Origin of the sequence: Streptococcus sp. KCJ4932 (assembly GCF_004352745.1) — a bacterium.
Taxonomy (GTDB): Bacteria; Bacillota; Bacilli; order Lactobacillales; family Streptococcaceae; genus Streptococcus; species Streptococcus ruminicola.
The window spans coordinates 1-22,203 of record NZ_SJWW01000023.1 but is presented as its reverse complement, the minus strand read 5'-3'; the positions used below and the strand labels follow the sequence as shown (position 1 = coordinate 22,203).

Genomic DNA, 22,203 nt, shown 5'->3' with positions numbered 1-22,203 from the left:
GATATGGTAGTCGCTTAGCATTTATCCGCCATAGCTCAGTTGGTAGTAGCGCATGACTGTTAATCATGATGTCGTAGGTTCGAGTCCTACTGGCGGAGTTTAAAAGCGGTAGACGGAGAGCAACTCATTGAGTTGCTTTTTTTGTGCATTCATTTGGACATTTTTGTCATGTTCCTTTTTCCTAATCCTTTCTATAATAAGGGTACCTTAACAATAAAAAGGAAAAAGGAGATCGTAACAGTGGATTTTGAACGCTATTTTCAAACGGTTAAACCAATTATTTTAAAATTACGCCGTCATTATTTTGTCAAACTTTGGGATTATGAAGATTGGATTCAAGAAGGTCGAATTGTTTTCTTTCAACTCTTAGAGGAACATCCAGACCTCTTAATTAATGAAGGCAAACGCTATAGCTACTTTAAAACAAAATTTTCTAACCATGTTAAAGATATTATCCGCCATCAGGAATCCTTTAAACGGAAATTTAATCGTATGCCTTATGAAGAAATTGGTGATATTAGTCACTGTGTGCCCCAGGTATCTTTCTTTGAAGTCGCAGATTACGTGGCTTATCAGGATAGCTTAGCTCGTTTACGAAGAACATTGGGAAGAGAAGACCGACTGAAGTTGGAAAAAGTGATTCGTGGGGAACGTTTTGAAGGGAAGAAAGCCTTTTTAAAAAGCATTGAACCGTATTTCTCAGATTTTAGACCATAAGAAAAGACCAGAGGATTCTGGCCTTTTGCTTACTCTTCTGCGCGGAAGAAGGCTTTGTTTTTAGTTGAAAACATGAATATTTGTCCTAAATAATCAAAAATAATTCGTTTTTAGCGAATTATTTTGCTAATTAAATGGAATTTTTCAGAAAATTGTGGTAAAATTGAACAAATATTAGTTTTGGAGGCTTCTCATGAAAGCAATTATTACTGTTGTCGGAAAAGATAAAGCAGGTATTGTAGCAGGTGTTTCAGCAAAAATTGCTGAGTTTGGTTTGAATATTGATGATATTTCTCAAACTGTTTTGGATGATTTTTTCACAATGATGGCTGTTGTTTCATCTGATGAAAAACAAGATTTCACAAAATTACGCTCTGAATTTGAAGCTTATGGGGACACGCTTAACGTCAAAATTAACATTCAAAGCGCAGCGATTTTTGATGCTATGTACAATATTTAAGGAGGCTAGCTGTGGATATTAGACAAGTTACTGAAACAATTGCAATGATTGAAGAGCAAAATTTCGATGTTCGTACTATTACGATGGGAATTTCTCTTCTTGATTGTATCGATCCTGATATTAACAAAGCTGCTGATAAAATTTATAAAAAAGTAGTCGAAAAAGCTGGTTCTCTTGTTGAAGTTGGAGATGAAATTGCTGCTGAGCTTGGTATTCCAATTGTAAATAAACGTGTTTCAGTTACACCAATTTCAATTATTGGTGCTGCAACTGATGCGACAGACTATCTTCCACTTGCACATGCTTTGGATAAAGCTGCACATGAAATTGGTATTGATTTCATCGGTGGTTTCTCTGCTTTGGTTCAAAAAGGTTACCAAAAAGGCGATGAAATTTTGATTAATTCTATTCCTCGTGCTCTTGCTGAAACAGAAAAAGTATGTTCATCTGTTAATATTGGTTCAACAAAATCTGGTATTAATATGACTGCTGTTGCTGACATGGGACGTGTGATTAAAGAAACTGCTGAATTGTCTGATTTAGGTGCAGCTAAGTTAGTTGTATTTGCTAATGCGGTTGAGGATAATCCTTTCATGGCTGGTGCTTTCCATGGTGTTGGTGAAGCGGATGTTGTCATTAATGTCGGTGTTTCTGGTCCTGGTGTTGTCAAACGTGCTCTTGAAAAAGTTCGCGGTGAAAGCTTCGATGTTGTTGCAGAAACTGTTAAGAAAACAGCCTTCAAAATTACTCGTATCGGTCAATTAGTTGGTCAAATGGCTAGTGAACGTTTAGGGGTTAAATTTGGTATTGTTGACCTTTCACTTGCTCCTACACCAGCTGTTGGGGATTCTGTCGCTCGTGTTCTTGAAGAAATGGGACTTGAAGCAGTTGGTACTCACGGTACAACTGCAGCACTTGCGCTTTTGAATGACCAAGTTAAAAAAGGTGGAATCATGGCTTGTAACCAAGTCGGTGGTCTATCAGGTGCTTTCATTCCAGTTTCTGAAGATGAAGGAATGATTGCTGCTGTTCAAAATGGTTCTCTTAATTTAGAAAAACTTGAAGCTATGACAGCTATCTGTTCAGTTGGTTTGGATATGATTGCTATTCCTGAGGATACTCCGCACGAAACAATTGCTGCTATGATTGCTGATGAAGCTGCTATTGGTGTTATTAATCAAAAAACAACAGCTGTTCGTATCATTCCTAAAGGTAAAGAAGGCGATATGATTGAATTTGGTGGACTTCTTGGTGCTGCACCAGTGATGCGTGTTAACCATAATTCGTCTGCTGATTTCATTCACCGTGGAGGTCAAATTCCTGCGCCTGTCCATAGCTTTAAAAACTAATCTGTTAATCATTTTTAGTCATAAAATATCTAGGGTGAAAGTAATTTTTGCCCTAGATTTTTGTTTGAAATCCTTCTTTAAAAACTTGTCTTTTTCCTAATTAAGATTGTGTTTTGGACGAAGGAGCAAAGCGAAAAATATGTTATAATAAAGTGGCATTAAAGTCTTAAATTACTATTTATTTTGTTATCACTATTTCTGTTTGTTTCTAGTTTATAGGAGGAAGCCAATGGTAAAAACAAGGTTGTATATTGCTCGTCATGGTAAGACAATGTTTAACACAATCGGTCGTGCACAGGGTTGGAGTGATACTCCGTTGACTGCTGAGGGTGAACGTGGTATTCAGGAACTTGGTGTTGGCTTAAAGGCTGCGGGTTTGACATTTAAGGAAGCTTTTTCAAGTGATAGTGGGCGGACTTTGCAAACAATGGAAATTATATTGCGAGAATGTCAGCAAGAGGACATTCCTTACACGCGTGATAAACGTATTCGTGAGTGGTGCTTTGGTAGTCTAGATGGAGGATATGACGGTGAGCTCTTCAACGGTGTTCTTCCTCGAGTTTTTGATAAGGATATGACAAAGCTGTCTTACGAAGAATTAGCCAAGGGCATTTACAAAGTTGATACTGCTGGTTGGGCTGAAACTTGGGAAGAGCTAAGTAGTCGGATTTTAGAAGGTTTTACTGCTATTGCTAAAAAGATTGAAGCATCAGGCGGCGGCAATGCCATTGTAGTGAGTCATGGTATGACTATTGGTACATTTTTGTGGTTAATTGACCCTACGACACCAAGAGGTCTTGGACTAGATAATGGTAGTGTAACAGTTGTTAGTTTTGAGAATGGCAAATTTATTATTGAATCGATTGGAGATGTTAGTTATCGTCTCAAAGGTCGACAATTATTAGAAGAAAGAAAAGATGAGAAAAAAGCGTAGTTTACCAACCTTAATATTAGGGTTATTAGTTATTATCATTTTTATTGTTGGAATTTTTGTTTTCGTTCAAGGAAATCGATTGACGTTAAAGGGAAATGCAAGAAATGCTTCTACTTCGGTGAGTCAAAGTTCATCAGCTAAGTCCTCTTCAGTAGCTGCTAAGAAAAAAGTAGCGAATTTACCTGATGTTTCAACCAAAGATTGGCAATTGGTCTTGGTAAATCGTGACCACATCACGCCAGAAATGAATCCTGATTTGACGCAGATTGATAATATTACGGTTGATTCACGTATTGCTGATGATGCTCGTAATTTCTTGGCTGCAGCGCAAGCTATTGACGCTAGTGAACACTTGATTTCTGGTTACCGAAGCGTTGCGTATCAGGAAGAATTGTTTAATTCATATGTATCGCAGGAAGTGGCTGCTGACCCAAGTTTGACACAGTCTGCGGCAGAAGATTTGGTTAAGACGTATTCACAACCGGCTGGGGCTAGTGAACACCAAACTGGTTTAGCCATGGATATGAGTACTGTTAATTACCTCAATCAAAGTGATGTTGATGTTGTGGAAAAAGTAAAAGCTATTGCACCTGAATATGGATTTGTTCTTCGTTTTCCAAAAGGAAAAAGTGAGTCAACAGGTGTTGATTATGAAGATTGGCACTTCCGTTATGTTGGTAAAGAATCAGCAAAATACATGACTGATAATAATCTTAGCCTTGAAGAATACATTGCTTTGTTGAAGGAGAATAAACGATGAAATCTCGATTCTCTTTTGTTCAATTTCTTGTATTTTTGGCTGTTTTGGTTCTAGGTATTTTTTCACCGCTATATGCTCACCGAGCAACACCTAGTACAAATAAAACAGAAAAAGTTTCCTATAATAAGTCGGAATTTTTTGCTGACATTGCACCAACGGTTCAAGAAGTGGCAGAAGCTTATGGCGTGCGTCCGTCATTGGTGATGGCACAAGCGGCGTTAGAATCTGATTATGGTCAAAATTTGCTAGCTGTAAAATATCATAATCTCTTTGCTGTTTCTGCGCAGCCTGGGAATAAGCCTGTGACTTTGAAATACAAACGTTATTTTGTCAATGAGTGGCAAACTGAAATTGGTCAATTTGCTGTTTATAAGTCTTGGGATGATGCTATTTATGATTATTTTGCTTTACTGAAGTCAGGTAAAATTCGAAATAGCGAAGGTGCTTATGACATTATGGTTTCTAACAAAGGATACAAGAAACCAGCACAAGCACTGCAAGATATGGGCTTTAGTTCAGACCCCAATTATGCGAGTAAATTGATTGCTATTATTGAAGAAAATGACTTAACAACATATGATAAATAAGAAATTAGCACTCTAGTAAAAAGAGTGCTAATTTTTTATGCTTTTTCCTTGACACTGCTTTTTAGAGGAGTATAATAGAATTATAAATTAGCAGTCGAGGTAAATGAGTGCTAAAAGTTGAAAGGGGCGAGGTTATGATTACACAACGTCAAAGTGAAATTCTGAATTTAATCGTTGAATTGTTTACACAGACGCATGAACCTATTGGCTCTAAAACTTTGCAAGCAACTATCGATTCAAGTAGTGCTACCATTCGTAATGACATGGCTAAACTTGAAAAGCTAGGGTTGCTTGAGAAAGCTCACACGTCTAGTGGACGGATGCCAAGTGCTGCTGGATTTAAGTACTTTGTTGAGCATTCATTGAGTCTTGATAGTATTGATGAACGTGATATTTACCAAGTGGTTAAAGCTTTTGATTTTGAAGCTTTTAAGCTTGATGATATTTTACAAAAGGCAAGTCAAGTCTTGGCTGATATGACTGGTTATACATCAGTGATTTTGGATGTTGAACCAGCCCGCCAGAAATTAACTGCCTTTGATATTGTTCAACTATCAAGTCATGACGCTTTAGCTGTTTTAACTTTGGATGAATCTAAACCAGCAACCATTCAGTTCGCCATTCCGAAAAACTTTATGTTGAAAGATTTGGTGACTTTGAAAGAAATCGTTGATGAACGTTTGCTTGGTCGCACGGTGATGGATATCCATTATAAGTTACGAACAGAAATTCCACAGGTTTTGCAAAAGTATTTCACAGTAACAGATAATGTTCTGGATTTGTTTGATTATATTTTTGCAGAATTGTTCAGAGAATTGGTTTTCGTAGCTGGTAAAGTTAATTCGCTTGATTATGCTGATTTGGAAACTTATCGTTTCTTGGATAATGACCAACGAGTGGCGGTTGCGCTTCGCTCTTCAATGAAAGAAGATGAAATTGCCAATGTTCAGGTTGCAGATAGTCAAGAGCCAGCTTTAGCAAATGTGACTGTTTTGACACATAAGTTTCTGATTCCTTATCGTGGATTTGGGCTCCTTAGCTTGATTGGTCCCATTGATATGGATTATCGCCGAAGCGTTAGCTTGGTTAATGTTATCGGGCGAGTTTTAGCGATGAAACTTGGTGATTACTACCGATACCTTAATAGTAATCACTACGAGGTCAACTAAGTTTAGTAATTGAATTAAATTGATAAAAAGATAGGGAGGGACACAGTGTCAGAAGAAATTAAAAACGAAGAACTTCAAGAAGAAGTTGAAGCCACTGATGTTGTGACTGAAGAAAAAGTAGAAGAGCAGCCTCAAGAAGATGCTCAAAATGAAGAATTACAAAAAGCACTTGAGCGTGCTGAAGATTTTGAAAATAAATACCTTCGTGCTCATGCTGAAATGCAAAATATTCAACGTCGTGCTAACGAAGAACGTCAACAATTGCAAAAATATCGTTCACAAGATTTAGCTAAAGCAATCTTGCCAAGTTTAGATAACTTGGAACGAGCTCTTGCTGTTGAAGGTTTGACTGACGATGTAAAAAAAGGTCTTGAAATGACACGCGATAGCCTAGTTCGTGCACTTAATGAAGAAGGTGTTGAAGAAGTGGTTGTTGAAAACTTTGACCACAACTTGCACATGGCAGTTCAAACACTTCCAGCGGATGATGAACATCCAGTGGATAGCATTGCACAAGTTCTTCAAAAAGGTTATAAACTTCATGAACGCTTGTTGCGTCCTGCAATGGTTGTTGTTTACAACTAAATGCAAATGACCTGACCGCAATGTCATTAAACTATAACAGAAAGCATAAAAAAGATAAATTCATATAAAAAAGAGGGGTAGAACATGTCTAAAATTATTGGTATTGACTTAGGTACAACAAACTCAGCTGTTGCAGTTCTTGAAGGAACTGAATCAAAAATTATCGCAAACCCAGAAGGTAACCGTACAACTCCATCAGTTGTTTCATTCAAAAACGGTGAAATCATCGTTGGTGATGCTGCAAAACGTCAAGCAGTGACAAACCCAGATACAGTTATCTCTATCAAATCTAAAATGGGTACTTCTGAAAAAGTATCTGCAAACGGTAAAGAATACACTCCACAAGAAATCTCAGCAATGATTCTTCAATACCTTAAAGGTTACGCTGAAGATTACCTTGGTGAAAAAGTAGCAAAAGCTGTTATTACAGTTCCTGCATACTTCAACGATGCTCAACGTCAAGCAACTAAAGACGCTGGTAAAATCGCTGGTCTTGAAGTAGAACGTATCGTTAACGAACCAACTGCAGCTGCACTTGCTTATGGTCTTGATAAAACTGATAAAGATGAAAAAATCTTGGTATTTGACCTTGGTGGTGGTACATTCGACGTATCTATCCTTGAACTTGGTGATGGTGTCTTTGACGTACTTGCTACAGCAGGTGATAACAAACTTGGTGGTGACGACTTCGACCAAAAAATTATTGATTGGTTAGTTGCTGACTTCAAGAACGAAAACGGAATTGACCTTAGCCAAGATAAAATGGCCCTTCAACGTTTGAAAGATGCTGCTGAAAAAGCTAAAAAAGATCTTTCAGGTGTTACTCAAACACAAATCTCACTTCCATTCATCACTGCAGGAGCTGCTGGACCTCTTCACTTGGAAACAAGCCTTTCACGTGCTAAATTCGATGATTTGACTCGTGACCTTGTTGAACGTACTAAAACTCCAGTTCGTCAAGCTCTTTCAGATGCAGGTCTTTCAATCTCTGAAATCGACGAAGTTATCCTTGTCGGTGGTTCAACTCGTATCCCTGCCGTTGTAGAAGCTGTTAAAGCTGAAACTGGCAAAGAACCAAACAAATCAGTTAACCCTGATGAAGTAGTTGCTATGGGTGCTGCTATCCAAGGTGGTGTTATCACTGGTGATGTTAAAGACGTCGTACTTCTTGACGTTACTCCATTGTCACTTGGTATCGAAACTATGGGTGGTGTATTTACAAAACTTATCGACCGTAACACTACTATCCCAACTTCTAAATCACAAGTCTTCTCAACAGCTGCTGATAACCAACCAGCTGTAGATATCCATGTTCTTCAAGGTGAACGTCCAATGGCTGCTGATAACAAAACTCTTGGTCGTTTCCAATTGACTGATATCCCAGCTGCACCTCGTGGTATCCCTCAAATCGAAGTAACATTTGATATTGATAAAAACGGTATCGTATCTGTTAAAGCTAAAGACCTTGGTACTCAAAAAGAACAACACATCGTTATCCAATCTAACTCAGGTTTGACTGATGAAGAAATTGAAAAAATGATGAAAGATGCAGAAGCTAACGCAGAAGCAGATGCTAAACGTAAAGAAGAAGTTGATCTTCGTAACGAAGTTGACCAAGCTATCTTTGCAACAGAAAAAACAATCAAAGAAACTGAAGGTAAAGGTTTCGATACAGAACGCGATGCTGCTCAAGCTGCTCTTGATGAATTGAAAGCTGCTCAAGAAGCTAACAATCTTGAAGATATGAAAGCTAAACTTGAAGCTCTTAACGAAAAAGCTCAAGCACTTGCTGTTAAAATGTACGAACAAGCTGCTGCAGCTCAACAAGCAGCACAAGGTGCTGAAGGTGCTCAATCAGCTGATTCATCAAACAACAATGGTGATGACGTTGTTGACGGTGAATTCACTGAAAAATAATTGAGTCTTCTAGACAGATTTACATTGGGTTTGAAACTCAGTATGTTGAAAATATAAATCTAAATGCAGAGGTTGCAACCCAGCCTCTGCTTTTGGGTAGATAGCATAAGTAGATAGCGACCGCAAGTCGCTTGAATGAACAAGTCTTTTATGACGAGAGTCAGATACGCTTGTTTCTAGAAATACCTTCTAATCAAATAGAAAGGAAAAGTGTTCAGAAATGAACGCGAGCCATGGCTGGTGTCAAAAGGGAGGTGTAAACATCTTTTGTTCAATCTCTTATTTTGACGATGTCTAACGGCTTAATATCATAATTATGAACAATACAGAATTTTACGATCGTTTGGGTGTTTCGAAAGACGCTTCGCAAGCTGAAATTAAAAAAGCTTACCGCAAAATGTCTAAAAAGTATCACCCAGATATTAATAAAGAACCTGGTGCAGAAGAAAAATATAAGGAAGTTCAAGAAGCCTATGAAACTTTAGGTGATGAACAAAAACGTGCGGCTTATGACCAATATGGTCCTGCTGGTGCCAACGGTGGCTTCGGTGGTGGAGCTGGCGGCTTTGGCGGTTTTGATGGAGCTGGCTTCGGTGGATTTGAAGATATCTTCTCAAGCTTCTTTGGTGGAGGCGGCGGAATGCGTAATCCAAACGCACCTCGTCAAGGGGATGACCTTCAATACCGTGTCAATTTGACATTTGAAGAAGCTGTCTTTGGTGTTGAAAAAGAAGTAGCTTACAACCGAGAATCAACATGTTCAACTTGTCATGGCTCAGGTGCTAAACCAGGAACTAGCCCTGTAACATGTAGCCGTTGTCATGGTTCAGGTGTGATTAATGTTGATACACAAACACCACTTGGTATGATGCGTCGTCAAGTGACATGTGATGTCTGTCACGGTACAGGTAAAGAAATCAAAGAACCATGTCACACATGTCATGGAACAGGACACGAAAAGAAAACACACAAAGTGTCTGTTAAAATTCCGGCTGGTGTTGAAACTGGTCAACAAATTCGCTTGCAAGGACAAGGTGAGGCTGGCTTTAACGGCGGTCCTTATGGTGACCTCTTCGTTATCATCAATGTCTTGCCAAGCAATAAATTTGAACGTAACGGTTCAACAATTTACTACACAATGAACATCAGTTTTGTTCAAGCTGCGCTCGGTGATACTGTTGAGGTGCCAACGGTTCATGGTGATGTTGAAATGACTATCCCAGCTGGTACTCAAACAGGTAAAACTTTCCGACTTCGCGGTAAAGGTGCTCCTAAATTGCGTGGCGGTGGTCAAGGTGACCAACACGTTACAGTTAATATTGTGACACCAACAAAACTTAACGATGCACAAGTTGAAGCACTTAAACAATTTGCGCAAGCTGGTGGCGACAAAGTTGGAAATCCTAAGAAAAAAGGTTTCTTCAACAAAGTTAAAGACGCCTTTGATGGTGAATAATTGAAAACTAAAAAGAGATTGGAATCTATTTTCCGGTCTCTTTTTTTACAGAAGGGGAGATTATGAAAGAATACTTTATTGACGACCAAAATGCTTATATGCGCTATCAAGATTTTCCAGGTGACGGTAGTCCGATTTTATTTATACATGGTTTAGGGTGCGCAGGGTCTTTTGACTACGGAGAAGTTGTTTCTCAGGAGTGTTTAAAAGATCATCGTTGCATACTTATTGATTTGTTGGGAGCAGGTTACAGTGATAAGCCGGAAGAATTTGATTATCGTGTCAGTTCACATGTTACGTACTTGAAGGATTTTATTGAGACATTGAATTTAGCAAATCTGACAGTTTTTGGGCATAGCTTGGGTGGTCCAATTGCTATTGAATTAGCCAGTATTTGCTCAGACAGAGTAGAAAAGTTAATTCTAAGTGAACCTAATTTAGATCCGAGTACTTTTGGAAGCTCGAGTTTTGAAATTGCAAGCTTTTCAGAAAAAGAATTCATTGATTTTGGATTTTGTAAAGTATTAGCAGAAAGCAAAAATTCAGGTAATAGCATGTGGGCAGCAACTTTAGCACAGTGGTCACCTTATGCAGTTTATCGAATGTCTGTCAATGCTGTTCAGGGTGGAAAAACACCTTGGCGCCAGATGTTATATGATTTGAATTTACCTAAAACAGTGATTTTTGGAAGAAAATCATTGCCAGATAATGACTATACAAGTTTAGCAGAGGCAGGAGTGCCTTTGAGGATTGTCGAGGGTGCAGGGCACTCGATGGCTTGGGAGAATCCTTCTGAGCTTGCTCAAGCAATTGTGGCTGGTTTGAAAGATTAATAGTATGCAGAGGTTGGAGTCTATTTTCCAATCTCTGTTTTTATGTTAAAATCTGTACGGGGACAGTCTGTTCTAAATTTTCTGGAAAGTCCTCTAGGAAGATGATAAAATACACACATGGTAAGATATAAAGCAACAATTTCATATGATGGTAGGCTTTTTGCCGGTTTTCAGCGTCAACCGAGTGAGCGTTCGGTCCAGGAAGAACTTGAAAAGACCTTACAGAGGCTAAATAGTGGTCAGCCTGTTAAAGTTCACGGTGCAGGTCGCACAGATTCTGGGGTTCATGCTTATGGGCAAGTGGTTCACTTTGATTTGCCGCAGGCTCGTGATGTGGAGAAATTGCGTTTTGGTTTGGATACACAATCTCCAGAAGATATTGATGTGGTGAAGGTTGAACAAGTCAGTGACGACTTTCATTCACGTTATAATAAGCATAGTAAAACTTATGAGTTTTTAGTTGATGCAGGGCGTCCTAAGAATCCTATGATGCGCCATTATGCGACACATTATCCTTATCCACTAGATTTAGCTTTGATGCAAGAGGCTATTCAGGATTTGGTAGGAACTCATGATTTTACAGGTTTTACAGCTTCAGGAACATCTGTAGAAAATAAAGTTCGCACGATTACACGAGCAACGGTTGATATTGACGAAAAAACAGGCTTCTTTGTCTTTACCTTCAGTGGAAATGGTTTTCTTTATAAACAAGTCCGTAATATGGTGGGGACTTTACTGAAAATTGGAAATGGTCGTATGCCAGTTAGTCAGATTAAGACGGTGTTAGCGTCTAAAAATCGTGATTTGGCTGGACCTACGGCAGCAGGTAATGGGCTTTATTTGAAGGAGATTATTTATGACGAATAAGTACATTTTGGCAATTTCTGGCAATGATATTTTTAGTGGTGGTGGGCTTTATGCTGATTTAGCAACCTACACAACTAATCATTTGCATGGCTTTTTAGCAGTGACTTGTTTAACAGCTTTGACAGACAAAGGTTTTGAAGTTTTTGCGACAGATGACGAGGTGTTTGATCATCAATTAAACAGCTTAAAAGATGTTCCTTTTTCAGGAATTAAATTAGGTTTGTTGCCTAATGTTAGACTGGCTGATAAGGCACTTGAATTTGTTAAAGAGCATAAAGAAATTCCGATTGTACTTGATCCGGTTTTAGTTTGTAAAGAAAAACATGATGTGGAAGTTTCAGCTCTGCGTGACGAGCTTTTGAAATTTTTCCCTTATGTGACTATTATTACTCCTAATTTGGTTGAAGCGGAGCTATTGACCCAAATGACTATCAAGACTTTGGACGATATGAAAGCAGCTGCTAAACGTTTAGTTGATTTGGGTGCTGAACATGTGGTCATCAAAGGTGGTAATCGATTGAGCAAAGAGCAAGCCATTGATGTCTTTTATGATGGCAAAGATTATGAAGTGTTTGAAACAGCTGTGCTTGATAGCAATAATATTGGTGCAGGGTGTACCTTTGCGTCAAGTATTGCGAGTCAATTGGTCCTTGGAAAATCAGCTAAGGAAGCTGTTGCGGTATCAAAAGAGTTTGTTTACCAAGCTATCCGCCATTCAGATAAATATGGAGTGAAACAAAATTATGACGAAAAATAAGACACGCGATTTAACAGTAATGGCGGTTTTGGCGGCGCTTTGCGTTGTGCTTGCCTATATACACATTCCAACGCCAACAGGTTATTTAACCCTTCTTGATGTTGGGATTTATTTCACAGCTTTCTATTTAGGGTCTAAGTCAGGAGCTGTTGTGGGTGGTTTATCAGGCTTTTTGATTGACCTTTTGTTGGGCTATCCACAGTATATGTTTCATAGTTTGATTGCCCACGGTGCACAAGGATTTTTTGCTGGTTGGACAGAGAAAAAACGTATTTTGGGATTAGTTCTTGCAAGCATTTCAATGGTTGCTTGGTACTTCTTAGCGGCATTGCTTTTAGGATATGGTTGGGGTGCTGCTTGGGCTAGTATTCCAGGAAACTTACTCCAAAATATTTTTGGCATGTTTGCAGGTTATTTGATTTTTCTATCGTTTGAAAAAGGAATTAACAAAAAATAGATTAGTAAACCAGGGAGGCATAGGATGGATTTAGAAGCATTAGCAAAAGAAACACGAGCAATTGTTGTTGATATTGTGGAACGCTCAGCCATTAAAAAAGGACAAATTTTTGTGCTTGGTTTATCTTCTAGCGAAGTAGCAGGTGGCTTGATTGGAAAAAATAGCAGCGCAGAAATTGGTGAAGTGATTGTAAAAACCATTCTCGATGAACTTAGTGAGCGCGGTATTTATCTAGCTGTTCAGGGATGTGAACATTTGAATCGTGCCTTGACAGTTGAACGTGAATTAGCTGAAAAGAAAGATTTAGAAATCGTCAACGTTATTCCAAATCTGCACGCTGGTGGTAGTGGTCAAGTGGCTGCTTTTAAATTCATGAGCGACCCTGTTGAGGTAGAAGAAATTGTGGCACACGCAGGGCTTGATATCGGTGATACTTTTATCGGTATGCATGTCAAGCGCGTGCAAGTTCCTCTTGTTCCAGTTCAACGTGAACTTGGAGGCGCTCACGTCACAGCGCTTGCTAGCCGACCAAAACTTATCGGTGGTGCGCGTGCGACTTACACAGCAGACCCAATCCGTAAATTTTAAACAATTATAAAAAGGCTGAAGTGCTGAACTTCAACCTTTTTTTGCTTATTTAGAAAGTGTCGGATTAGCATACATTGTTGGCAAATGAATATCGTTTTCCAAGAGGGCTTCTTGGTAAAGGCGATAGAAGTTTGAGTAAATGTAGCTTTGCTTACCGTTTTGAACGAAGATATCAATTCGGAAAACAAGTTGAGCAGTGCTATTAGTACGTGGGCCAAGAATTGTCGGACTACCAACGATTTCAGGGAAACTTGGTAATTGTTCTTGGTTAACGGTTTTGATGATATTAGCTACTTTCTCAAGGTCAGTGTGAGCGTAGATTGGAATATCAATCTGAACACGCATATCACCACGAGATTTATTTGAAACAACAGTGATATTACGGTTAGGAATGAAATGCAAGGTTCCGTCAAAACCACGAATTTGTGTTGTACGGATACCAACGCTTGAGATGTTTCCTTCGACAGCTCCGATAACAACTGAGTCACCGACTTCGAATTGATTTTCAAGCAAGATGAAGAAACCATTGACGACATCAGTCAAGAAACCTTGTGCCCCAAGACCAAGGGCAACCCCAGCAAGTCCAGCACCTGCAAGAAGACTTGAAACAGGAACACCTAGAATGCTTAACACCCAGTAGATAAAGAAAAAGTAGAGGGTGTAATTCATAATATTGTGGAGCAGTTTCGTGATGGTTTTTTGACGTGCTTCAGTTTGACGTGAGAGTGCAATTGATTTTGCAACAGCATGTGTAAAAATGAAATTAACAACTCTTTTAGCAATGAGAAAAAGCACAAGAAGCAGGATAAGAGACACTGTTTTTGAGATAAGATCAATCGCAATCTCTTCTACCTGAAGTTGTTCGATATATTTTGAAATAATGTTCATACCCATAGTTTATTAAAAAAATACTTTGCAAGCAAGTTTTTATTAATTTGATTTGTTGACACAAAGTAATAATAGCCAAAACTGCTGAAATGATAAGAAAAAACTTAGCCTCTAAAACCCTTGATATAACACTATTCTTTGACAAAAAAGCCTGAAATATGTTAAACTAAACTGTATATAAAATTTTAAGGAGAAATGACTTCATGTCTGTATCATTTGAAAACAAAGCTACTAACCGTGGCGTGATTACATTCACAATCGGTCAAGATAAAATCAAACCAGCTCTTGATCAAGCATTCAACAAAGTTAAGAAAAATTTGAACGCACCTGGATTCCGTAAAGGTCACATGCCACGTGCCGTATTTAACCAACAATTTGGTGAAGAAGCACTTTACGAAGATGCATTGAACGCACTTCTTCCAGCAGCTTACCAAGCAGCAGTTGCAGAACTTAGCCTTGATGTTGTTGCTCAACCAAAAATTGACATCCAATCAATGGAAAAAGGTCAAGAATGGACTTTGACTGCTGAAGTTGTTACAAAACCAGAAGTTAAACTTGGTGACTACAAAAACCTTGAAGTATCAGTAGAAGCTTCTAAAGAAGTAACTGACGCTGAAGTTGACGAAAAAGTTGAACGCGAACGCAACAACCTTGCTGAACTTATCGTTAAAGAAGGTGCAGCAGAACTTGGTGATACAGTTGTTATCGACTTTGTAGGTTCAGTTGACGGTGTTGAATTTGACGGTGGTAAAGGTGAAAACTTCTCACTTGAACTTGGTTCAGGTCAATTCATCCCTGGTTTCGAAGACCAATTAGTTGGTGCTAAAGCTGGTGAAACTGTAGAAGTTAACGTAACATTCCCAGAACAATACCAAGCTGAAGACCTTGCTGGTAAAGATGCTAAATTCGTTACAACTGTACACGAAGTTAAAGCTAAAGAAGTTCCAGCTCTTGATGACGAACTTGCTAAAGACATCGACGAAGAAGTTGAAACTCTTGACGAATTGAAAGCTAAATACCGTAAAGAACTTGAATCAGCTAAAGAAATCGCATTTGACGATGCTGTTGAAGGTGCTGCTCTTGAATTGGCAGTTGCAAATGCTGAAATCGTTGAATTGCCAGAAGAAATGGTTCACGACGAAGTTCACCGTGCTATGAACGAATTCATGGGTAACATGCAACGTCAAGGTATCTCTCCAGAAATGTACTTCCAATTGACTGGTACAACTGAAGAAGACCTTCACAAACAATACGAAGCTGACGCTGACAAACGTGTTAAAACTAACCTTGTTATCGAAGCTATCGCTAAAGCAGAAGGATTCGAAGCTTCTGACGAAGAAATCGAAAAAGAAATCAACGACCTTGCTTCAGAATACAACATGGAAGTTGAACAAGTTCGTAACCTTCTTTCAGCAGATATGCTTAAACACGACATCGCTATGAAGAAAGCTGTTGAAGTGGTAACAAGCACTGCAAAAGTAAAATAATTTATCCTTAGATAAATAGTTATAAAGTCAGGTAATCGATAGATTACTTGGCTTTTTATGCCCTTTCTCAGAAATTCTTATAAATCTTTTGACGAATTGACAAAATTAGCGTAAAATAGAGAGTAACGAAAATTAAGATAATAGGGTTATTGTGGCTGTTTGCTCACATCCTAAGATTAATAAGGAGAATTACCTTGGAATTAGAAGTATTTGCTGGACAAGAAAAAAGCGAACTTTCAATGATTGAAGTTGCACGTGCTATTCTGGAAGAACGTGGACGCGATCATGAAATGTATTTCAGCGATCTTGTAAATGAGATCCAAAACTACCTCGAAAAATCAGACGCAGAAATTCGTGAAGCTTTACCATATTTTTATTCTGCATTGAACGTTGATGGAAGCTTTATTCCACTTGGCGACAACAAATGGGGACTTCGTTCATGGTATGCTATCGACGAAATCGACGAAGAAATCATTACACTTGAAGAAGATGAAAATGGAGCACCAAAACGTAAACGCAAACGTGTAAATGCCTTTATGGATGGTGACGAAGATGCCATCGATTATTCAGATGATGATCCAGAAGATGACGATTACTCTGCAAAATCTTCTGATATGGAATACGATGACGAAAATCCAGATGATGAAAAATCTGAAGTTGAATCATACGATTCAGAAATCAACGAGATCATTCCAGATGATGATTTGGATGAAGAAGTTGATATCAACGAAGAAGATGATGAAGATGACGATTTAGACGAAGAATAATTAGTTTAAGTGTCTAAATTTAATTTAAAAAACTAATTCATATCATTTGACAAAAGTCTCAGGATAGTTTATAGTATTATTCGGGCACCTCTTTTTTAGAGGTCGGAGAAAAGCTCCCTAACTTTTTAGGGAGCTATTTTTGTTTTCCTAAAAGTAAATGGCCATTTGCTTTTTTTCATTTATCGAATAAATTTGCTAATTATTTGATATTCTTTCGCTTTCAATTTTTCAAGCACTTATCGTTTGCTATCATTTTTATTTTAAAGGAGTTTTATTTAATGACTAAGTATATTTTTGTTACTGGTGGTGTTGTTTCTTCTATCGGTAAGGGAATCGTTGCTGCAAGTCTTGGTCGTCTTTTGAAAAATCGTGGTCTTAAAGTGACTATCCAAAAATTTGACCCATACATCAACATTGACCCAGGTACAATGAGTCCTTATCAACACGGTGAAGTTTATGTAACAGACGATGGTGCGGAAACTGACCTTGACCTTGGTCACTACGAACGTTTCATCGATATCAACCTTAACAAATATTCAAACGTTACAACTGGTAAAATCTACAGCGAAGTTCTTCGTAAAGAACGTAAAGGTGAATACCTTGGTGCAACTGTCCAAGTTATTCCACACATCACTGACGCTTTGAAAGAAAAAATCAAACGCGCTGCTACAACAACTGACTCTGATGTTATCATCACTGAAGTTGGTGGTACAGTTGGTGATATCGAAAGTCTTCCATTCCTTGAAGCTCTTCGTCAAATGAAAGCTGATGTTGGTGCGGATAACGTTATGTACATCCACACAACTCTTCTTCCATACCTTAAAGCTGCTGGTGAAATGAAAACTAAACCAACACAACACTCAGTTAAAGAATTGCGTGGACTTGGTATTCAACCAAACATGTTGGTTATCCGTACTGAAAAACCAGCTGGTCAAGGCATCAAAAATAAATTGGCACAATTCTGTGACGTTGCTCCAGAAGCTGTTATTGAGTCACTTGATGTGGATCACATTTACCAAATTCCACTTAACATGCAAGCTCAAAACATGGACCAAATCGTTTGTGATCACTTGAAACTTGATGTACCAAAAGCTGATATGTCAGAATGGTCAGCAATGGTTGATAAGATCATGAACCTTAAAAAATCAACTAAAATTGCTCTTGTTGGTAAATATGTTGAATTGCCAGATGCATACCTTTCAGTTGTTGAAGCACTTAAACACTCAGGTTACGTTAACGATGCAGCAATTGACCTTAAATGGGTTAACGCTAACGATCTTACTGCTGATAACGTTGAAGAAATGCTTGGTGATGCTGATGGTATCATCGTTCCTGGTGGATTCGGTCAACGTGGTACAGAAGGTAAAATCGAAGCTATCCGTTATGCGCGTGAAAAAGATGTGCCAATGCTAGGTATCTGTCTTGGTATGCAATTGACATGTGTGGAATTTGCTCGCCACGTCTTGAACATGGAAGGTGCAAACTCTGCTGAGCTTGATCCAGACACTAAATACCCAATCATCGACATCATGCGTGACCAAATCGACATCGAAGACATGGGTGGAACACTTCGTCTTGGACTTTACCCATGTAAATTGAAACCAGGTTCACGTGCAGCGCAAGCTTACAACAACCAAGAAGTTGTTCAACGTCGTCACCGTCACCGCTACGAATTTAATACTAAATTCCGTGAACAATTTGAAGCTGCTGGTTTCGTCTTCTCAGGTGTGTCACCAGATAACCGCTTGATGGAAGTTGTTGAATTGCCAGAGAAAAAATTCTTCGTGGCTGCTCAATATCACCCAGAACTTCAAAGCCGTCCAAACCGTCCAGAAGAGCTTTACACAGCATTTGTGACTGCGTCAATTGAAAATAAAAACAGTAAATAATAGTAGAAATACGTAATGATAAACACCTTTTTAAGCCTTTATAAGGTTTAGAAGGTGTTTTTTTATGTAATGGTATTGTTACATAGGAAGTCTTCACATTTTGATAAAAAATAGTATAATAGTGAGCATGAGAAAAATGAGAATAAGGAAACGTAGTATTTTGTTATGGATGATTGCTCTAGTGTTTATAGCAAGTGTTGGGGCAAGTTTTTATTTCTTTCATGTTGCCCAGGTTCGTGAAGATAAATCGTTTATTAACAATAAACCACGTCCCAAAGATAGTAGTTTATATGCCTATGAACAAAGTTTTGATCAGTTAAGTAAAGAAACACGTTGGATGACTAATCAAGGCCTTAAACAGGACGCTTGGTATGTTCCTGCAGCAACTGAAACAAATAAAACAGCTATCGTTGTTCACGGTTTTACAAGTGAAAAAGAAGACATGAAGCCTTATGCTTGGATGTTCCATGAACTTGGATATAATGTCCTGATGCCAGATAACATGTCACACGGTGATAGTGAAGGTCAAATCATTGGTTATGGTTGGAATGATCGCCTAAACATCGTAAAATGGGCTCAACTATTAGCAGAAGAAAATTCAGATTGTCAAATCACCTTATTTGGTGTTTCGATGGGTGGAGCTACTGTCATGATGGCTTCAGGTGAAGAGACACTACCAAAACAAGTGGTTAATATTATTGAAGATTGTGGTTATAGCAGCGTTTGGGATGAATTAAAATATCAAGCCAAAGCTATGTATAACTTATCAGCTTTCCCGATTCTTTATGAAGTGTCTGCAGTATCAAAAGTTCGAGCAGGTTTCTCTTACGGACAAGCCAGCTGTGTGAAACAATTAAAAAACAATGCGCGCCCAATTCTTTTTATCCATGGAAGCGAAGATAAGTTCGTTCCAACAAGTATGGTTTATAAAAATTATCGTGCAACAAGTGGCGAGAAAGACCTTTATATAGCCAAGGGTGCGGCGCATGCCAAATCTTTTGAAAGTGATCCTAAAACATACATTGAAAAAATTTCAGCTTTTTTGCAAAAAAATTGAAAAATAGTGTTGACAGAAATGTGAATGGCTGATATAATTATTTATGTTGTTAAGGAACAGCGGAAATGGCGGAATTGGCAGACGCGCAGGACTAAGGATCCTGTGATCGCTTTAGATCGTGAGGGTTCAAGTCCCTCTTTCCGCAGAGTGACAAGCCAGAGAGTGCTTGTCTTTTTTTGTGCTCAGAGGTCATTGAGTGAAAACAGAAATGAAAGCAGTGAGAAAGTTTGAAAAGACTTTCTTATTTACACTGCTTTTTTCACAGAAAATTAATCAAATTGTAAGTAACGCTAGCAATCTTATTTATTTTGTGATAGAATGTACATATAAAAAGGGTATATCCCAAAAAATAAATAGGAGGCCTATATAATGGCAATCGTTTCAGCGGAAAAATTTATCAAAGCTGCCCGTGAAAACGGATATGCGGTTGGTGGATTTAACACAAACAACCTTGAATGGACTCAAGCAATCTTGCGTGCAGCAGAAGCTAAAAAAGCTCCAATTCTTATCCAAACTTCTATGGGTGCTGCAAAATACATGGGTGGTTACAAACTTTGTAAAACACTTATCGAAAACCTTGTAGAATCAATGGGTATCACTGTACCAGTTGCTATTCACCTTGACCACGGTCACTTTGAAGATGCATTGGAATGTATCGAAGTTGGTTACACTTCAGTTATGTTCGACGGTTCACACCTTCCACTTGAAGAAAACCTTGAAAAAGCTAAAGAAGTTGTAGCTAAAGCTCACGCTAAAGGCGTTTCAGTTGAAGCTGAAGTTGGTACTATCGGTGGTGAAGAAGACGGTATCGTTGGTGGCGGTGAATTGGCACCAATCGAAGATGCTAAAGCTATGGTTGCTACAGGAATCGACTTCCTTGCAGCAGGTATCGGTAACATCCACGGTCCTTACCCAGCTAACTGGCAAGGTCTTCACCTTGACCACCTTGAAAAATTGACTGCTGCTGTTCCAGGATTCCCAATCGTATTGCACGGTGGTTCAGGTATCCCTGATGATCAAATCAAAGCAGCTATCAAACTTGGTGTAGCTAAAGTTAACGTTAACACTGAATGCCAAATCGCATTCGCTAAAGCTACTCGTAAATTTGTTGCTGAATACGAAGCAAACGAAGAAGAATACGATAAGAAAAAACTCTTCGACCCACGTAAATTCTTGAAACCAGGTTTCGAAGCTATTACTGAAGCTGTTGAAGAACGTATCGACGTATTTGGTTCAGCTAACAAAGCTTAATTAGACTATATAAGCTTGAAAATAAAGGGTTTGTCCAATATGGACAAGCCTTTTTCTTATGTTTTGCCCCCATTTTGCCCCCGATTTATAAATTTCAGTCCGTTTTGATCATAGATGTAGCAAAATTTTGCTTATTTTGTCAATTGATCAATCATTGGAGTGATTGTGTTCTTAGTTTTCTGTGTAACGTGTAAATAAATTTGTGTTACTCGACTCCCCCTTGTGTGTCCAACACGATCTTGAATAGCCTCCAAAGGTACTCCTTGTTCAGCTAAGAAGCTGATATGCGTGTGTCGGAAGATATGAGTTGTAATATGTTTCTTGAAACTAAGCTTATTGTCAATATCGATGCCTGCTCGTCTCGGCCTTCCCTTGTGGTTTAGTTTCCCATTTTCTGAAGAGTTGAGGAAGTTTTTTAAGACACTGTAATGAAGAGGGGTTCCATTGTAATCAGGTTTATGGATGCTCTTAGATGTGAAAATCCATCCATTATCTTTATAGTCTGGATTGAATTCTATATGATGATTTAATTCAATTTCTTCTTGTAGAATTTCAACAGCCCGCATTGATAATTGAACGTTTCGATAACTTTGTACATTTTTAACGTTACCTTCATAGCTGTCTTCTGAGGCTCCTCCATGAGTAGCACGAGTTCTAATAACTGAGGCTATATTTTTATTAAAATCAATAGCTTCCTCCTTTAAACCAAGTACTTCACCAATACGCATTTCGGTTAGTGCTTGAAATTCAAAAATACGTGCATACTGCTCATTGTACTTACGAACAATGGATAATACTTCTTTGAGTTCCCAAGATTCAAGATATTGATCTTCTATTGGAACAGAATGGGGAGCTAGTTATAGTGAAAAAAACACTTCAGAGTTTGGATGTTTATCTTTTCTATGCTCAGTATCTTTTATTTATCGGGTGTATTTTTCTCACTATTTTATTTATTACGTTATTTGAATTTTGAATTGGCTGCATATTATATGAGCGTATATGCTGTAGGAACCTTAATTTTTGCATTTATAAATGCTTATCCTTTTTTATTAAAAACAGATGGCTATATGATCTATCAGGAAACTTTTGGAGTATATAAATTGCGTTCGTTGTTTTTTAAAACTCTGATTTACTATTTTGGAATGAGAAAGAATTTGGCTTTTAAGGAAGTAGTTAGGAGAAACAGTTTTAAAACATATATTTGGGATGTGTTTTTCATTTTATCTCTAATTGTGGTAATATATATATTATCAAATAATATTAGAATTATTATATAACAATAGAGGCGAATCAATGAATTACGTTATTTTTACTTATTCTATTATTTTATTGCTTTCAACTTACTTTGGACATAAGAAGAAGCTGGGAGTATCAAGACCATGTCCTGCAGCTTCAGCACCATAAAGGGCAACAGATTCATCTTCAACA

The 22,203-nt window shown here is 38.2% G+C and carries 22 protein-coding genes, 2 tRNA genes and 1 pseudogene; 23 read left to right on the top strand and 2 right to left on the bottom strand.

Annotated elements, in window-relative coordinates; genetic code table 11:
* Window positions 1-24 precede the first annotated feature (24 nt).
* From E0E02_RS09045 to E0E02_RS08970, 16 genes are all read left to right on the top strand, one after another.
* Window positions 25-98, top strand: a tRNA-Asn gene (locus E0E02_RS09045).
* 142 nt (window positions 99-240) lie between these two features.
* Window positions 241-717, top strand: a complete 477-nt coding sequence (locus E0E02_RS09040; protein ID WP_039696070.1) for a sigma-70 family RNA polymerase sigma factor — start codon at window positions 241-243, stop codon at window positions 715-717.
* Window positions 718-910: 193 nt separating this feature from the next.
* Window positions 911-1,177 carry an ACT domain-containing protein gene (locus tag E0E02_RS09035; protein ID WP_039696002.1) on the top strand — a complete coding sequence of 89 codons (267 nt, stop codon included), beginning with the start codon at window positions 911-913 and terminating at the stop codon, window positions 1,175-1,177.
* Between the two features lie 11 nt (window positions 1,178-1,188).
* On the top strand, window positions 1,189-2,526 hold the full coding sequence (locus E0E02_RS09030) for a PFL family protein (RefSeq protein ID WP_039696003.1): 1,338 nt from the start codon (window positions 1,189-1,191) through the stop codon (window positions 2,524-2,526).
* Window positions 2,527-2,755: 229 nt separating this feature from the next.
* Window positions 2,756-3,460, top strand: a complete 705-nt coding sequence (locus tag E0E02_RS09025; protein WP_074561382.1) for a histidine phosphatase family protein — start codon at window positions 2,756-2,758, stop codon at window positions 3,458-3,460.
* Window positions 3,444-4,220, top strand: a complete 777-nt coding sequence (locus E0E02_RS09020) for a D-alanyl-D-alanine carboxypeptidase family protein (RefSeq protein WP_133018418.1) — start codon at window positions 3,444-3,446, stop codon at window positions 4,218-4,220. Before E0E02_RS09025 ends, E0E02_RS09020 begins: the two co-directional genes overlap by 17 nt.
* Window positions 4,217-4,807: a glucosaminidase domain-containing protein gene (locus E0E02_RS09015; protein WP_133018417.1), complete on the top strand. Its 591-nt coding sequence runs from the start codon at window positions 4,217-4,219 to the stop codon at window positions 4,805-4,807. The genes E0E02_RS09020 and E0E02_RS09015 overlap by 4 nt, the downstream gene beginning before the upstream one ends.
* A gap of 134 nt (window positions 4,808-4,941) precedes the next feature.
* The gene (hrcA, locus tag E0E02_RS09010; RefSeq protein ID WP_039696007.1) at window positions 4,942-5,976 is read left to right on the top strand and encodes a heat-inducible transcriptional repressor HrcA; all 1,035 of its coding nucleotides are present in this window, start codon (window positions 4,942-4,944) and stop codon (window positions 5,974-5,976) included.
* Window positions 5,977-6,021: 45 nt separating this feature from the next.
* Window positions 6,022-6,561 (top strand): nucleotide exchange factor GrpE, encoded by a 540-nt coding sequence (gene grpE, locus E0E02_RS09005; protein ID WP_039696008.1) that lies wholly within the window; start codon window positions 6,022-6,024, stop codon window positions 6,559-6,561.
* Between the two features lie 84 nt (window positions 6,562-6,645).
* Window positions 6,646-8,478: a molecular chaperone DnaK gene (gene dnaK, locus E0E02_RS09000; RefSeq protein WP_133018416.1), complete on the top strand. Its 1,833-nt coding sequence runs from the start codon at window positions 6,646-6,648 to the stop codon at window positions 8,476-8,478.
* A gap of 316 nt (window positions 8,479-8,794) precedes the next feature.
* Window positions 8,795-9,934: a molecular chaperone DnaJ gene (gene dnaJ / locus E0E02_RS08995; RefSeq protein WP_039696009.1), complete on the top strand. Its 1,140-nt coding sequence runs from the start codon at window positions 8,795-8,797 to the stop codon at window positions 9,932-9,934.
* A 62-nt stretch (window positions 9,935-9,996) separates the two neighbouring features.
* Window positions 9,997-10,767 (top strand): alpha/beta hydrolase, encoded by a 771-nt coding sequence (locus E0E02_RS08990; protein ID WP_133018415.1) that lies wholly within the window; start codon window positions 9,997-9,999, stop codon window positions 10,765-10,767.
* A 117-nt stretch (window positions 10,768-10,884) separates the two neighbouring features.
* The gene (gene truA, locus E0E02_RS08985) at window positions 10,885-11,634 is read left to right on the top strand and encodes a tRNA pseudouridine(38-40) synthase TruA (protein ID WP_039696011.1); all 750 of its coding nucleotides are present in this window, start codon (window positions 10,885-10,887) and stop codon (window positions 11,632-11,634) included.
* Window positions 11,624-12,391, top strand: a complete 768-nt coding sequence (locus E0E02_RS08980; RefSeq protein ID WP_074603799.1) for a bifunctional hydroxymethylpyrimidine kinase/phosphomethylpyrimidine kinase — start codon at window positions 11,624-11,626, stop codon at window positions 12,389-12,391. Before truA ends, E0E02_RS08980 begins: the two co-directional genes overlap by 11 nt.
* A complete protein-coding gene (locus E0E02_RS08975; protein ID WP_093816030.1) occupies window positions 12,378-12,848 on the top strand; it encodes an ECF transporter S component in 471 nt (156 codons plus the stop codon). The genes E0E02_RS08980 and E0E02_RS08975 overlap by 14 nt, the downstream gene beginning before the upstream one ends.
* Before the next feature lie 24 nt (window positions 12,849-12,872).
* On the top strand, window positions 12,873-13,436 hold the full coding sequence (locus E0E02_RS08970) for a TIGR01440 family protein (RefSeq protein ID WP_133018414.1): 564 nt from the start codon (window positions 12,873-12,875) through the stop codon (window positions 13,434-13,436).
* Between the two features lie 45 nt (window positions 13,437-13,481).
* Here the strand turns inward: E0E02_RS08970 and E0E02_RS08965 are convergent, their stop codons facing one another.
* Complete coding sequence (locus E0E02_RS08965) at window positions 13,482-14,324, bottom strand: mechanosensitive ion channel family protein (RefSeq protein ID WP_074565230.1); 843 nt, start codon at window positions 14,322-14,324, stop codon at window positions 13,482-13,484.
* Window positions 14,325-14,527: 203 nt separating this feature from the next.
* Here E0E02_RS08965 and tig point away from each other — a divergent pair, with 203 nt between their 5' ends.
* The 6 genes from tig to E0E02_RS08935 all read left to right on the top strand — a co-directional run bounded on the left by tig (window position 14,528) and on the right by E0E02_RS08935 (window position 20,775).
* Window positions 14,528-15,811 (top strand): trigger factor, encoded by a 1,284-nt coding sequence (tig, locus tag E0E02_RS08960; RefSeq protein ID WP_006530997.1) that lies wholly within the window; start codon window positions 14,528-14,530, stop codon window positions 15,809-15,811.
* A 194-nt stretch (window positions 15,812-16,005) separates the two neighbouring features.
* On the top strand, window positions 16,006-16,578 hold the full coding sequence (gene rpoE / locus E0E02_RS08955; protein ID WP_039696016.1) for a DNA-directed RNA polymerase subunit delta: 573 nt from the start codon (window positions 16,006-16,008) through the stop codon (window positions 16,576-16,578).
* Window positions 16,579-16,856: 278 nt separating this feature from the next.
* Window positions 16,857-18,467: a CTP synthase gene (locus E0E02_RS08950; RefSeq protein WP_133018413.1), complete on the top strand. Its 1,611-nt coding sequence runs from the start codon at window positions 16,857-16,859 to the stop codon at window positions 18,465-18,467.
* A gap of 127 nt (window positions 18,468-18,594) precedes the next feature.
* Window positions 18,595-19,524, top strand: a complete 930-nt coding sequence (locus E0E02_RS08945) for an alpha/beta hydrolase (RefSeq protein ID WP_133018412.1) — start codon at window positions 18,595-18,597, stop codon at window positions 19,522-19,524.
* A 59-nt stretch (window positions 19,525-19,583) separates the two neighbouring features.
* A tRNA-Leu gene (locus tag E0E02_RS08940) sits at window positions 19,584-19,669 on the top strand.
* Window positions 19,670-19,893: 224 nt separating this feature from the next.
* A complete protein-coding gene (locus E0E02_RS08935; RefSeq protein ID WP_024344752.1) occupies window positions 19,894-20,775 on the top strand; it encodes a class II fructose-bisphosphate aldolase in 882 nt (293 codons plus the stop codon).
* Window positions 20,776-20,906: 131 nt separating this feature from the next.
* Here the strand turns inward: E0E02_RS08935 and E0E02_RS08930 are convergent, their stop codons facing one another.
* Window positions 20,907-21,611: a site-specific integrase gene (locus E0E02_RS08930; RefSeq protein ID WP_133018411.1), complete on the bottom strand. Its 705-nt coding sequence runs from the start codon at window positions 21,609-21,611 to the stop codon at window positions 20,907-20,909.
* Between E0E02_RS08930 and E0E02_RS09570 the strand changes: the two are divergent.
* Window positions 21,607-22,052 (top strand): annotated as a pseudogene (locus E0E02_RS09570) (hypothetical protein); the annotation flags it as partial. The gene E0E02_RS08930 and the pseudogene E0E02_RS09570 sit on opposite strands and share 5 nt — an antisense overlap.
* Window positions 22,053-22,203 lie beyond the last annotated feature (151 nt).

What these genes read in the sequence shown, in the direction of transcription:
- E0E02_RS09035 (WP_039696002.1), top strand. Translation starts at nt 911, where the DNA reads ATGAAAGCAATTATTACTGTTGTCGGAAAAGATAAAGCAGGTATTGTA.
- E0E02_RS09025 (WP_074561382.1), top strand. Translation starts at nt 2,756, where the DNA reads ATGGTAAAAACAAGGTTGTATATTGCTCGTCATGGTAAGACAATGTTT.
- E0E02_RS09020 (WP_133018418.1), top strand. Translation starts at nt 3,444, where the DNA reads ATGAGAAAAAAGCGTAGTTTACCAACCTTAATATTAGGGTTATTAGTT.
- E0E02_RS09015 (WP_133018417.1), top strand. Translation starts at nt 4,217, where the DNA reads ATGAAATCTCGATTCTCTTTTGTTCAATTTCTTGTATTTTTGGCTGTT.
- hrcA (WP_039696007.1), top strand. Translation starts at nt 4,942, where the DNA reads ATGATTACACAACGTCAAAGTGAAATTCTGAATTTAATCGTTGAATTG.
- dnaK (WP_133018416.1), top strand. Translation starts at nt 6,646, where the DNA reads ATGTCTAAAATTATTGGTATTGACTTAGGTACAACAAACTCAGCTGTT.
- dnaJ (WP_039696009.1), top strand. Translation starts at nt 8,795, where the DNA reads ATGAACAATACAGAATTTTACGATCGTTTGGGTGTTTCGAAAGACGCT.
- E0E02_RS08990 (WP_133018415.1), top strand. Translation starts at nt 9,997, where the DNA reads ATGAAAGAATACTTTATTGACGACCAAAATGCTTATATGCGCTATCAA.
- truA (WP_039696011.1), top strand. Translation starts at nt 10,885, where the DNA reads ATGGTAAGATATAAAGCAACAATTTCATATGATGGTAGGCTTTTTGCC.
- E0E02_RS08980 (WP_074603799.1), top strand. Translation starts at nt 11,624, where the DNA reads ATGACGAATAAGTACATTTTGGCAATTTCTGGCAATGATATTTTTAGT.
- E0E02_RS08975 (WP_093816030.1), top strand. Translation starts at nt 12,378, where the DNA reads ATGACGAAAAATAAGACACGCGATTTAACAGTAATGGCGGTTTTGGCG.
- E0E02_RS08970 (WP_133018414.1), top strand. Translation starts at nt 12,873, where the DNA reads ATGGATTTAGAAGCATTAGCAAAAGAAACACGAGCAATTGTTGTTGAT.
- E0E02_RS08965 (WP_074565230.1), bottom strand. Translation starts at nt 14,324, where the DNA reads ATGAACATTATTTCAAAATATATCGAACAACTTCAGGTAGAAGAGATT.
- tig (WP_006530997.1), top strand. Translation starts at nt 14,528, where the DNA reads ATGTCTGTATCATTTGAAAACAAAGCTACTAACCGTGGCGTGATTACA.
- E0E02_RS08950 (WP_133018413.1), top strand. Translation starts at nt 16,857, where the DNA reads ATGACTAAGTATATTTTTGTTACTGGTGGTGTTGTTTCTTCTATCGGT.
- E0E02_RS08945 (WP_133018412.1), top strand. Translation starts at nt 18,595, where the DNA reads ATGAGAAAAATGAGAATAAGGAAACGTAGTATTTTGTTATGGATGATT.
- E0E02_RS08935 (WP_024344752.1), top strand. Translation starts at nt 19,894, where the DNA reads ATGGCAATCGTTTCAGCGGAAAAATTTATCAAAGCTGCCCGTGAAAAC.